This window comes from Thermocatellispora tengchongensis (genome assembly GCF_014202315.1).
Lineage (GTDB): Bacteria > Actinomycetota > Actinomycetes > Streptosporangiales > Streptosporangiaceae > Thermocatellispora > Thermocatellispora tengchongensis.
Window position 1 is genome coordinate 135,705 of record NZ_JACHGN010000020.1, and the last position, 11,480, is coordinate 147,184.

Consider the following 11,480-nt stretch of genomic DNA (forward strand, 5'->3'; position numbering starts at 1 on the left):
GGTGTGACGGTGACGTCATCTCCCCCCGGCGGCCGGGCCGGCGCCGGTCAGCAGGGCGCCGGCACCCGGGATCGAGGGGCGGTGGCCGAGGGCGGTCAGGACCTCGTACGCGGTCGCCGTCGCCGCCGTGATCACGGGCAGGCCGAGCTCGTCCTCCACCGGTTGCACGGCCGCCAGCGAGGGCATCTGCACGCAGGCCGACAGCACGATCGCCTCGGCGCCCTCGCGGCGCAGCCCGCGGGCCAGGTCCGGCAGGCGCGCCGTGTCCAGGCGGCCGACGGCGAGGTTGTCGTCCACGCCCAGTGCGACCGCGTCGAGCACCGTGATCCCCTCGCCCTCCAGGTACTCGCGCACCATCTGGGTCAGCGCCGGGACGTAAGGGGTGACGATCGCGACCCGGCGGGCGCCCAGCGAGCCCAGCGCCCGGACCAGGGCTCCGGCGCTGCTGACCACGGCCGCGGGGTGGCCGTTGCGCTCGGCGGCCTCGGCGATGACCTTCTCGGAGTGGCGGTGGGCGCCGGGGCCCTGCGCCATCACCGCGACCAGGCACGCGTAGGCGATGACGTCCACGTCGGCGTCGGACACCGCGCTCGCGCACTCGGCCGCCCTGCCGACCATCGCCAGCAGTTCGGCGGTGTTGACGTTCTTCATCGTGGCGCGGGCGGAGTGGAAGGTGTAGCGGTGCCCGGTGGCGGCGCTCTGCCGCCGGAACAGCTCGGGCAGCTCGGTCTCCATCGTGGTGTTGGAGCTGGGCACGATGAGCCCGACCCGGGACGCGTTCATGGGGCCTCCTGGCCTGTGGCGGCGCGCATGGCGCGCCAGATCGACTCGGGGGTGATCGGAAGGGTGAACAGCTCCACGCCCCACGCCGAGAGCGCGTCGCAGACCGCGTTGGCCACCGCGGCGGCGGGCGGGATGGTGCCCGCCTCGCCGACCCCGCGCACGCCGAAGGGGGTGACCGGGGAGGGCACCTCGGTGTGCAGCAGCTCGACCGGCGGGACGTCGGCGGCCGTGGGCACGAAGTAGTCCATCATCGAGCCGTTGACGAGCTGGCCGGTGCCGGGGTCGTAGCGCAGCTCCTCGCCCAGGGCCGCGCCGAATCCCTGCGCGAGCGCGCCGCGGATCTGGCCCTCCACCACAGCCGGGTTGACGAGCGTGCCGCCGTCGTGCGCCAGGACGAACCGCTCCACGTCGAACTCGCCGGTCACCGGATCGACGCTCACCACGGCCGCCGCGGTGCCGAAGGAGTAGGCCGCGTCCATGGGCTCGAAGTGCGCGGTGCACTCCAGCCCGGGTTCCTCCTCCGGCGGGATGCCCTGGCCGGTCAGCGCGCGGGTGAAGACCTCCGCGAGCGGCACCGTACGGCCGTCGGCGCGGGCCTCGCGGCCCTCGATGCGGACCTCCTCCGGCGCGCACCCCAGCGCGTACGCCGCGATCCGCCGCGTCTTGGCCGCGAACTCCTCGCCCGCGGCCTTCAGGGCCCCCGAGGCGGCGATCATCGTGCGGGAGGCGAAGGCGCCGGTGTTCAGCGGCGAGGCCGCGGTGTCGCCCCCGTGCACCCGGACCGCGTCGTAGGCGATGCCGGTGACGTGCGAGATCACCTGGGCGAAGGCCGTCTCGCTGCTCTGCCCCATCGAGGACACGCCCGTGTACGCGTCCACGCCCCCGCTCCGGTTGGCCCGCAGCGTGACGCTCTCGTGGGCGCCGAACCTGGAGCCGCGCCTGGCCAGGAACCGGGAGCTGGCGTACCCGGTCCGCTCCACGAAGGAGGAGAACCCGATGCCCACGATCCGCCCGTCCTCTCGAAGCGTGCGGGGCGCGTCGCGGTGCCGGGACCAGCCCACCGCCTCGGCGGCCATGCGCAGGCAGCGCTCGTAGTCGCCGCTGTCGTAGACCGCGCCCGCCGGGTTCTCCCACGGCAGCTCGGCCTGCGTGACCATGTTGCGGGCGCGCAGCTCCACCGGGTCGGCGCCCAGTTCGCGCGCGAGCATGTCCATGAGACGCTCGTAGGCGAAGTTGACCTCGGGCTGCCCGTAGCCGCGGTAGGCCCCGATCGGGGTCTTGTTGGTGAGCGCGACCCGCCGCTCGACCAGCCCGTCGTGCACCTTGTACGGCCCGTTGAACACCACGCTGGACAGTTGGGCGGACCCGAACGGGGAGTTCCAGCCGCCGAGGTCGGTGACGTACCGGTCCATCATCGCCACGATCCGGCCCTCGGCGTCGGCGCCGATGGTGTAGTCGTGCACCGATTCGCGCGCGTGCGTGGATCCCCGGAAGTGCTCGCCCCGGTCCTCCACCCACTTGACCGGGAGCCGCAGCGCCATCGCGTGCACGCACGCCAGCACGTCCTCGGGGAAGACGCCCAGCTTCAGCCCGAAGCCGCCGCCGACGTCGCCCGCCACGGTTCGGATCTCGCTCTCGTCCAGGCCCAGGGTCTCGGCGAGCTGCTTGCGCACCAGGTGCGGGACCTGGGTGGAGGCGTGCACGGTGAGCATCCGGGCGCCCGGCCGCCACTGCGCCACCACGGCGCGGGGCTCCATGGGCAGCGCGGTGACCCGGTTGATCCGGAACCGGGCGCCGACCACCACGTCCGCCTCCCGCAGGCGTGCCTCGGGGTCGCCGCGCCGGTCGGTCTGCGCGGCCAGGAGGTTGGAGTCGAGCACGGCGGGCTGCAGCACCGGGGCGCCGGGGCCGAGCGCCTCCATCGTGTCCACGACGTGCGGCAGCGGCTCGTACTCGATGTCCAGCAGGTCCAGCGCGTCCTCGGCGATGTGCCTGCTCGTCGCGACCACGCTGACCACCGGCTGGCCCTCGTGCGTGGCGACGCCGTCCGCGAGCGCCCGGTACGGCAGCTCCGGCGCGCCCGGGACCGGGCGCAGCACGGTCAGCGGCCCGGTGGTCTCCCTGATGTCGGCGCCGGTCAGGATGTGCAGCACGCCCGGCAGCCGCTCGGCCCGCGAGGTGTCGATGGAGACGATCCGGGCGTGCGGGTAGGGGCAGCGGGCGACCGCCATCTGCGCCGCCCGCGCGGGCTGGACGTCGTCGGTGAACGCCCCGTCGCCGCGCAGCAGGCGGTGGTCCTCCTTGCGCGGCGCCGACGCGCCGAGCACGCCCCGCGCTGGCAGGTCGGGCCGGTCCATCTCGGAGCGGCTCAGGTCGGCAACGGTCATGTCCGAGCGTTCTCCTCCTCTTCGCCGGTCTCGGGCAGGCCGGCGAAGTACTCCTCGATCGCCGTGACGATCGGCTCGTAGCCGGTGCACCGGCACAGCACCCCGGCGATCTCCTCGCGTACGGCCTCACGGTCCGGCCGGCCACCCTGGTAGGCCAGCGCGGTGGCCGTCATCAGCAGACCCGGGGTGCAGAACCCGCACTGCAACGCGCCCCGCGCGGCGAACGCCTCCTGGAGCGGGCCGAGCCGGTCGCCCTCGGCGAGCGACTCGACGGTGCGCACGGCCCGCCCGTCGAGCTGGCAGGCCAGCATCAGGCAGGACTTGACCGCCTCGCCGTCCACGATCACCGTGCACATGCCGCACACGCCCTGCTCGCACCCGACATGCGTGCCGGTGAGGCCGAGCCGCTGGCGCAGGAAGTCGGCGGCGTGCATCCGCACCGGCACCCGGCCGGTGACCTCGGCGCCGTTGACCGACACGGTGACCACGGCCGTCGGCTCGGCGTCCTGGTCCAGGGAGCCGGGGGAGTCGTGCACGGCCGTCACGGCCTTCCCCCGCGGCGTGAGAGCGGCCGCATCTCCGGCACGGTGATCTCACCGGCATCGACGATCAGCTCGTCGTCGAGGTACAGGCTGTTGCCGCGCATGGGGATGTCGAAGTGGCAGGGCGTGTCGTTGGGGCCGCCCAGCTCGTTGTTCGGGCCGATGGAGAACATGACGTTGCCGTAGAAGCTGCGCAGTTCCATGCCCATGCCGCCGCCGAACTGGGTCAGCCCGTGCCAGTGGGCGCGCTCGTCCAGGCCCCAGCCGACGTGGGACATGCCGTAGCCGCGCGGGTCGTCGAAGCTCCTGATGTAGGAGTCGAGCAGCTCGGCGTCGAGCCCGCCGCGGATGTCGCGGATGAAGCCCTCCTCGATGGTCAGCTCGACCGGGGTCTGCACATAGGTGTTGAACGGCAGCAGCACGTCGCCGGGCGCGAGCACGATCCTGCCGTCCACTCCGTCGTCGGCGCCGCCGGTGAACACGAACGCGGCCGGCCAGTGGTCCCAGCGGCCGGGCTGGTCGGTGTAGCCGTACTCGCTCATCGTGGGGTAGACGCCCAGCCTGTAGGTGACGTCGGTGCCATGCGGGCTGGTGATCCGCATCGTCTTGGCCTTGGCCAGCAGCTCCGCCCCGACCTCCACCCGCTCGCGCAGCTCCTTGGTCGGCATCAGCCGGGCCAGCAGCGGCGGCGGCTCGACCGCGGTGAGGATGCGCGTGCCCGCGCCCTGGATCTCGAACTGCTCGGGGGAGAACAGCAGGAAGGTGCAGTCCACCACCATGTCGACGCTCTTGAGCGCCTCCACCGCGCGGCGGTTGCCGGCCAGCCCGGAGTCGCCGACCGCCCACGCGCCGGACGTGCTCGCCGGCGGGGGCAGGCGCAGGTGGAACGCCTGCGCGCCCAGCTTCTGCGCGGCCCACAGGAACGCGTCGGCGTACTCGGCGCGGTCGGCGCCGCGGGTCAGCACGGCCACCGTCTCGCCCTCGTGCACCGCCGAGAGCGTGAGCTGCCGCAGGCAGATCTCGTTGAACAGGTTCTGGTCCATGATCTCTCCCGTCTATCGGGCGGGGGCGGCGAACGGCCGCACGGCGTCCAGGAAGCCGGCGAGGTTGTCCCAGGGCACCATGTGCCCGGCCGCCGGAACACTGACGATGGGGATGTCGGGGCGCAGCCGGCTCAGCTCGGCGGCGTCCTCGTCGCGGAGCACGGGGCTGTCGGCGCCGCGTACGAGCACCGCGGGCGCGGCGAGCGCGGCGTAGTGCGGGTGGAACTCCTCGGTCTCGAAACCGCGGTGGGTCTCCACGACCGCGGTCTCGTCGCAGGACGCGAGGACCTGGGCCCGGATCCGCAGCTCGCGCTCCGGCCAGCGCGGGTAGAACCGGCGCACGGCCTCGGCGTCGGTCCCGGCCTTCGCCTCGTGGAGCTGCCGCAGGAACTGCTCCCGCGTCGTCGGGTACGGCCTGCGCCCGGGCCCGGATACCGGCGGATCGACCAGGATCACCGGCCCGGCGCCGGGCAGGGCGGGCGAGGCGGCGGCCACGATCCTGGCGCCCATCGAGTGGCCCAGCAGCACCGGGTCGCGCAGACCCAGCGCCCTGATCACGCCCACCGCGTCCTCGGTGTAGTCGGCAAGCGTGTACCCGCCGGAGGGTGCGACGTCGCTCCCGCCCCGGCCGCGCACGTCGGGCACCGCCACGCGCAACCCCATCGCGGCCAGCTCCACCGCCACGAAGTCGGCGGTGACGGCGGGGCTGGTGATCCCCGGCACGAGGTACAGGTCGCGATCGGCGTCCTCGTTGTAGAGCAGGACCTCGTGCCGCAGGCCGTTGGCGTGGACCGCGGTACGCCGCCCGCGCTCGCAGGCGCTCACGCGTCCTCCTCCTCTTCCGGCGGAAGCTGGGCGACGGCCCAGTCGAACAGGGCGCGGGCGGGCTCCACCGCCTCCGGCACGCGGATGCGGTCCACGCTGTAGCGGAGCTTGGCCGCCGCCACGGCCCGGGTGCAGGTGCCGGAGGTCACCCAGTCGCGGGCCAGCCCGGCCAGCGTCTCCAGGAACGACAGCGAGTCGGCCGCCTGGACCAGGTCCGCGCCGCGCAGCCCGCCGACCTCGTGCAGGGCGACCAGCCGGCGCACCTCGGCGGCGTCCACGCCCTCCGCCCGGGCCTCGCGACCGGCGAGCCAGACGCCCACGATCTCGGCGGAGCGGAGCTGGTGGGCGTACAGGTAGACGGGGTCGTCCCAGGAGGCGACCGTGAAGTCGACCCGGGGGCCGCCGGGGAACATGCGCTCGATGTCGTGGGTCATCGCGGCCAGCCGCATCTCGACGGTGGCGGCGGGGTCGAGATGCATCAGCCAGTCACGCGTGCGCAGCAGGTGCCACGCCTGGCCGTACGGCGCGATCCACTCCGCCGCCGCCTTCTCCGCCTCGGTCGCGAACTCCGCCCGCGGCGGCACCCAGGGCAGCGTGGCCGTCGGCCCCCCGGTCATGAGCGGCACCTCCATCCCCGGATCAGGATCAGGACGCCCAGCACCACCGAGGCCCCGCTGAGCGCGACCGCCGCCTTGACCCAGCGGTCGGAGACGGGGACGGGGACGGAGACGGGCGCCTCCGGCTCGTCCTTTCGGGCCGCAGGACGAGCCGGAGGCCGCGCCGTCGGCGTCGCCGGCGCCGCGCCGCCGAGGGCGGACTCCAGCCTGCGGGCGAACTCCGCGGCGACCCTGCCGGCCTGCTTGGCCACGACCTTCTGCCCCACGCTGCCGAGCGCCCCCGCGAGCGCGACGTCCCCGGCGACGGTGACGAGGGTGCCGGTCGCGGCCGGGGCCAGGCCCACGACCGCCGAGGCCCGGACGTTGCCGATCGCGCCGCGCACGCTCTTGCCCGTCACCGTGAACGCGATCCGCTTCTCCGGCTCGCGCTCGGTGATCCTCACGGTGGCGGCGAAGGTCGCCGTCATCGGGCCCACGTTCTGGGTGACCCGCACGCCGATGTCCTCGGCCGCCCGCACGTCGATCTCCTCGACGCCCGGCACGCAGCCCGCGACGGCCTCCGGGCGGTCGAGGAGGGACCACACGTCCGCGACCGGCCGCGCGACCACGAACTCTTCCCGCAGTTTCACTTCTCTCCTTCCGCTCGCAGGCGGCCGAGCACCCGCATCACCTGTACGCCCGTCAGGTGGCGCCGATACTCCGCGCTCGCGCGTACGTCATCCGGCGGGTCGATGGCGCCCTCGACCTCCCCGGCGGCGGCCCGCAGGTCCTCCTCCGCGAGCCGGGTGCCTTCCAGCGCCCGCTCGGCGGCCGGTATCCGAAGCGGCGTGTCGGCCACGCCGCCGACGCCGAGCCGCACGTCGTGCCAGGTGCCGTCCGGGCGCCGGTCACCCGCCGCGGCGACGGCGACGACCGCGAAGTCGTTGTGCCTGCGGCAGATCTCGCCGAACGCGTGGTGCGCCGGCGGCCTGGGGAACTCGGCGGCGACCACCATCTCGGCCGGGCCGAGCACGGTGGCGTACGGCCCCTCGTAGAACTCGCGCACCGGTATGCGCCGCACGCCGGCGGCGCCCCGCACCACGACCACGGCGTCCAGGACCAGGCAGGCCAGCGGCAGCTCGCCGGTGGGGTCGCCCTGGGCGAGCGCGCCCCCGACGGTGCCGCGGTTGCGCACCTGCCGGTCGCCGACGTGCGTGATCGCCTCGGCGAGCAGCGGCAGCCGGGCCGCGAGCGTGCGCTCGACGGTGGTGTAGCGCACCAGCGCCCCCAGCACGGTCCGGTCGCCCTCCAGCAGGACCTGGTCCAGGTCGTCGATGTCGTTGATGTCGATCAGGGCCTCGGGCCTCAGCAGCCGCATGTTGAGCAGCGGCATCAGGCTCTGCCCGCCGGCGAGCACCCGCGCCTGCCCGCCGTACGCGTCCAGGATCGCCAGCGCCTCCGCGACCTCGGTGGGGCGGTGGTAGGCGAAGACGGCGGGCTTCATGCGCGTCCTGGCCCGCGGGTGACGCCGATCCCGGCGAACCGGGCCACGACCTGGTCGATGGCCCTGGCCGGGGACGACACGAGCCGTTCCCTCGCCCGGTTGCTCCAGACCGTCTCCGGGCGGACCTGCAGCACCCGCAGGCCGCCGTCCGGCCCGAGCGCCCACTCGATGTCCTGCGCCGCGCCGCGGTGCCGCTCGATCCGCTTGGCCAGGCCGGCCAGCTCGCGGATCTGGTCGTCGGTCAGGCACGACTGCTCGCGCAGCTCCGCGGGCACGTCCACCAGGCCCGTGGTCCCGGTCCCCGGATCGAGGGCGAACATCGTCTCCTGGACGGCGACGGACGAGCCGACCCGTTCGAAGGTCACCTTGTCCACCACGAACCTGCTGGGCGTGATCGCGCCGCTCACGACGCCCTCGCCGAGCCCCCAGCAGCCCTCGATGACCACCTTGGAGCGGTCGCCGGTCACCGGGTCGAGCGTGAACACGACCCCGGCGCAGCGGGCGGGCACCATCTCCTGCACGCCGACGCAGATGGCGAAGTCGGTCTCCTCCTCCTGGCCGGCCGCGGGCCGGTAGGTGAGGACCGCGGGGCCGAACATGCCCGCCCAGCAGCGGCGTACGTGGGCGAGCACCTGGTCCGCGCCGGACACCCACAGGTAGGTGTGGTACTGCCCGGCGAAGCTCGCCCCCGCGAGGTCCTCGGACTCCCCGCTGGAGCGCACCGCGACCGGCGCCGCCGGGTCGCCCGCGCGCTCGGCGAGGGCGGCGTACGCGCCGCGGATCGCGTCCTCGACCTCGGCCGGCATCGGCGCGGACTCCACGGCCCGGGTCATCGCGGCGCTGAGGGACTCCACGGTCTCCAGTCCGGCGCCGCGGGCTCGCCGCCGCGTCTCGCGCGCCTGCTCGGCCAGGCCCGCCGCGGCCAGGAAGGCGCGGTAGGCGTCGGTGGTCACCCCGAAGCCGCCCGGTACGGTGAACCCGGCGGCCGTCATCTCGGCGAGGCTGGCGAACTTCCCGCCGAGCCGGGGGTCTCCGGCCGAGTCCGGGGAGTCCAGCCACAGGATGTACGTCATGCGCCCACCGCCGCGATCCCGGCGTCCTCGGCCGCCTCGGGCTCCTCCAGGACGCGGACCGTCCCGGTGTCCCCGTCCACCTCCAGGAGCTCGCCGGTCCGCACGGTCGTGGTGGCGAAGCCGGTGCCCACGACCGAGGGGAGGCCGTACTCGCGGCACACGATCGCGGTGTGGGCCATGATCCCGCCGACGTCGGAGACCGCGGCGGCCAGCCGGGAGAACACCGGGGCCCAGCTCGGCGCGGTGATGCGGCAGACCAGGATCTCGCCGTCCCGGACCTCGTGGAGCTGCTCGGGGTCCAGGATCACCCGGGCCCGCCCGACGGCCCTGCCCGGCGAGGCCGCGACGCCGCGCAGCACCCGCTCGCCGGAGTCGGCCACGCCGAGCCAGTCCTGGACCGCCTCGGGCGTGATGCCCCACAGCATGATCGTCAGCGGCTCGGTGAGGAACTCCGGCGGCACGCCCAGCGCGGGCGCGGGCGAGTGGGCCTTGAGCGCCTCGCGGATGCGGCGGCGCCGGGCGATCTCGGGACGCCAGTAGGTCACGCCGCGCGGCTCGATGCCGGTCCCCCAGCCGATGAGGAGGTCGTACAGGGCCGACTGCACCTCCGTGCGGTGCAGGTAGAAGATGTCCTCCTCGTCGTCGAAGAAGCCATGGGCCACGAAGACCCGGCCGAGCGAGCGCACCTTGCTCCAGAACATCGAGTGGTGCCAGTGCTCGACGTAGAAGTTGTGGTTCTCGACGAACGGGAACACCTTCCTGGCCAGTGCGACCAGCCCGTCGAAGCTCTCGCGGTCCTCGTCGGTGGGCAGGTAGGAGCGGTACTCGGCGGTGACCCTCTCGCGCTCCTCGGTGATCGCCTCAAGCGGGCGGCGGATGTCCTCGCCGGCGCGCAGGCCCGCGATGTAGCCGCGCAGGGCGCGGAACGGGAGCCGCAGGTCGTCGATCCACGCCCGGTCGCTGTGCTGGTAGCCGGCGCCGGTGGAGAACCAGAACCACGGGTCCTTGGCGGCCTCGAACGCCGCCAGCCAGCGGGCGCCCGGGTCCCCGGCGCCCGCCACCGCGGCCAGGGCCTCGTCCGGGTCCTCGCTGGAGAGCAGCGCCCGGTCCAGGCCGAGCTCCACGGCGAGGGCGGCGAGCTTGCGCACCTCGTCGTCGGGGCGGAACAGCATGATGTCGATGCCGGAGACCATCGAGGCGATGGTCTGGTCGCTGATGCCGGGGAACGCCGCCTGGCAGAACTCGCGGAAGGTCAGGTAGGCCCCGTAGCCGAGATTGAGCATCTCGAAGTGGTAGGAGCCCATCTCGAAGAAGTTGTTGATCAGCGTGGTGTAGCGGGTCAGGAGGTCGTAGCTGGAGTACAGGCCCCTGCCGCCGGTGACGCTCTCCAGCGGCTCCAGGTCCGGCAGCGGCGCGAAGTCGATGGCCTTGAGCCGCTCGATGCAGTCCCTGGCCTTGGCCTCCCACCCGGCGTAGATCTCATCCCAGTTCTCGTAGTAGTGGCCCGCGCGCTCGGCGAAGTGCCGGGCCCGCGCGGCGATCTGCTCCTGGTCGGTGACCGCGGTCGGGCTGACGTACAGGTAGCCGTTGACGATGCGGTGGTCGATGCCGCCGGCGAGCGGGATGGGCCACACGCGGGTGGACATCTGGCTGACCGCCACCCACCAGTTCTCCGTGGCGATGGTGTCGAAGGGGTACAGGGGCTCGGGGTTGTGCATCCCGTCGAAGAACCAGAACCGCGCGTCCTCGTCCTTGCGGCGGTCCTCGCTCAGCAGCGCGTAGTAGGGGTACATCGACTCCCAGCCCTCGGCGCCGGGGGGCGTGGGGACGGCGAAAGGGCTGGCGAACCGCACGCCGGGGACGGCCGCGGCGGCGGGCTGGGGGGTGGGCTCGGAGGTGGGCGGTGTCGGCGGGGGTGGGGACTGGGGGCTGGTCGCTGTCATGTCATCTCCGCCAGGCGAGAAACGGACGAATGGGGACTTATTCTCGGGGTCAGGGGTGGCCGATGGACACCCTTCGCGGGAGATCGTTGAGGTAGGAGGCCACGTCGGCGGCCGTGACGACGTCGCCGTACTTCTCGTCGATGTCGAACAGGCTCGCCTCGTGCGGGCCGCGCGCCCGGTCGCCGACGCACTCGCGGGGCACGAGCACGGGGTAGCCGCTCTGGACCGCGTCCACCGCCGTGGCGCGTACGCAGCCGCTGGTGGTGGCCCCGGTCACGATGACGGTGTCCACCCGGCGCGAGGCGAGGATCGCGGCCAGGCCGGTGCCGAAGAACGCCGAGGCGCCGTGCTTGACGACGAGGTGCTCCCCGTCGCGGCGGCCGAGCCGCGCGTCCACCTCGGCCAGGCGCGACCCGGCCCTCAGCGCCCGCAGGCCGGTCGCCTTGCGCACCCAGGCCGAGGCCGCGACCGCCCCCTCGTCGTAGGCGATCGTGGTGAAGACGACCGGCGTGCCGCCCGCGCGCGCCACGTCGATCAGCTCGCGGGTCGCCCGCACCACGTCGCCGAGATCGGCGCCGGTGGGCTGCGCCGGGTCGGTGAAGCCGTAGGTGAGGTCGACCACGACGACGGCGGGGCGCGCGCCGCGCTCCACCCTGCGTCCGAAGCCGGCCCGGTCGTAGATGGCGGTCGTGTCCTCAGGTGCCGGCACCGGTCGCTCCTCATGCTTGCCAGGGGGTGGGCGCTGCGTTGGTATACCACCATACCGACGTCGGCCATTCTGGCA

At 73.9% G+C, this 11,480-nt stretch carries 11 protein-coding genes; all 11 read right to left on the reverse strand.

Annotated elements, in window-relative coordinates; translation table 11 throughout:
- Window positions 1–15: 15 nt before the first annotated feature.
- From HNP84_RS37540 to HNP84_RS37590, 11 genes are read right to left on the reverse strand one after another with little or no spacing between them, the layout of a single operon-like run.
- Entirely contained in the window at window positions 16–783 is a 768-nt protein-coding gene (locus tag HNP84_RS37540) for a maleate cis-trans isomerase family protein (RefSeq protein WP_185054777.1), read from the reverse strand.
- Window positions 780–3,170 (reverse strand): xanthine dehydrogenase family protein molybdopterin-binding subunit, encoded by a 2,391-nt coding sequence (locus tag HNP84_RS37545; protein ID WP_185054778.1) that lies wholly within the window; start codon window positions 3,168–3,170, stop codon window positions 780–782. Before HNP84_RS37545 ends, HNP84_RS37540 begins: the two co-directional genes overlap by 4 nt.
- Entirely contained in the window at window positions 3,167–3,715 is a 549-nt protein-coding gene (locus HNP84_RS37550) for a (2Fe-2S)-binding protein (RefSeq protein WP_312926637.1), read from the reverse strand. The genes HNP84_RS37545 and HNP84_RS37550 overlap by 4 nt, the downstream gene beginning before the upstream one ends.
- The gene (locus HNP84_RS37555) at window positions 3,712–4,755 is read right to left on the reverse strand and encodes a 2,5-dihydroxypyridine 5,6-dioxygenase NicX family protein (RefSeq protein WP_185054779.1); all 1,044 of its coding nucleotides are present in this window, start codon (window positions 4,753–4,755) and stop codon (window positions 3,712–3,714) included. The genes HNP84_RS37550 and HNP84_RS37555 overlap by 4 nt, the downstream gene beginning before the upstream one ends.
- Window positions 4,756–4,767: 12 nt before the next feature.
- Window positions 4,768–5,580: an alpha/beta fold hydrolase gene (locus HNP84_RS37560; RefSeq protein WP_185054780.1), complete on the reverse strand. Its 813-nt coding sequence runs from the start codon at window positions 5,578–5,580 to the stop codon at window positions 4,768–4,770.
- Window positions 5,577–6,197: a hypothetical protein gene (locus HNP84_RS37565; RefSeq protein WP_185054781.1), complete on the reverse strand. Its 621-nt coding sequence runs from the start codon at window positions 6,195–6,197 to the stop codon at window positions 5,577–5,579. The genes HNP84_RS37560 and HNP84_RS37565 overlap by 4 nt, the downstream gene beginning before the upstream one ends.
- Window positions 6,194–6,826 (reverse strand): SRPBCC family protein, encoded by a 633-nt coding sequence (locus tag HNP84_RS37570; RefSeq protein ID WP_185054782.1) that lies wholly within the window; start codon window positions 6,824–6,826, stop codon window positions 6,194–6,196. The genes HNP84_RS37565 and HNP84_RS37570 overlap by 4 nt, the downstream gene beginning before the upstream one ends.
- Window positions 6,823–7,680: an FAD binding domain-containing protein gene (locus tag HNP84_RS37575; protein WP_185054783.1), complete on the reverse strand. Its 858-nt coding sequence runs from the start codon at window positions 7,678–7,680 to the stop codon at window positions 6,823–6,825. Before HNP84_RS37575 ends, HNP84_RS37570 begins: the two co-directional genes overlap by 4 nt.
- On the reverse strand, window positions 7,677–8,753 hold the full coding sequence (locus HNP84_RS37580; RefSeq protein ID WP_185054784.1) for a PEP/pyruvate-binding domain-containing protein: 1,077 nt from the start codon (window positions 8,751–8,753) through the stop codon (window positions 7,677–7,679). The genes HNP84_RS37575 and HNP84_RS37580 overlap by 4 nt, the downstream gene beginning before the upstream one ends.
- Window positions 8,750–10,696 carry a PEP-utilizing enzyme gene (locus tag HNP84_RS37585; protein ID WP_185054785.1) on the reverse strand — a complete coding sequence of 649 codons (1,947 nt, stop codon included), beginning with the start codon at window positions 10,694–10,696 and terminating at the stop codon, window positions 8,750–8,752. The genes HNP84_RS37580 and HNP84_RS37585 overlap by 4 nt, the downstream gene beginning before the upstream one ends.
- 49 nt (window positions 10,697–10,745) lie before the next feature.
- Window positions 10,746–11,405 (reverse strand): isochorismatase family protein, encoded by a 660-nt coding sequence (locus HNP84_RS37590; RefSeq protein ID WP_312926642.1) that lies wholly within the window; start codon window positions 11,403–11,405, stop codon window positions 10,746–10,748.
- Window positions 11,406–11,480 lie beyond the last annotated feature (75 nt).

What these genes read in the sequence shown, in the direction of transcription:
- HNP84_RS37565 (WP_185054781.1), bottom strand. Translation starts at nt 6,197, where the DNA reads ATGACCGGGGGGCCGACGGCCACGCTGCCCTGGGTGCCGCCGCGGGCG.
- HNP84_RS37540 (WP_185054777.1), bottom strand. Translation starts at nt 783, where the DNA reads ATGAACGCGTCCCGGGTCGGGCTCATCGTGCCCAGCTCCAACACCACG.
- HNP84_RS37580 (WP_185054784.1), bottom strand. Translation starts at nt 8,753, where the DNA reads ATGACGTACATCCTGTGGCTGGACTCCCCGGACTCGGCCGGAGACCCC.
- HNP84_RS37585 (WP_185054785.1), bottom strand. Translation starts at nt 10,696, where the DNA reads ATGACAGCGACCAGCCCCCAGTCCCCACCCCCGCCGACACCGCCCACC.
- HNP84_RS37575 (WP_185054783.1), bottom strand. Translation starts at nt 7,680, where the DNA reads ATGAAGCCCGCCGTCTTCGCCTACCACCGCCCCACCGAGGTCGCGGAG.
- HNP84_RS37545 (WP_185054778.1), bottom strand. Translation starts at nt 3,170, where the DNA reads ATGACCGTTGCCGACCTGAGCCGCTCCGAGATGGACCGGCCCGACCTG.
- HNP84_RS37555 (WP_185054779.1), bottom strand. Translation starts at nt 4,755, where the DNA reads ATGGACCAGAACCTGTTCAACGAGATCTGCCTGCGGCAGCTCACGCTC.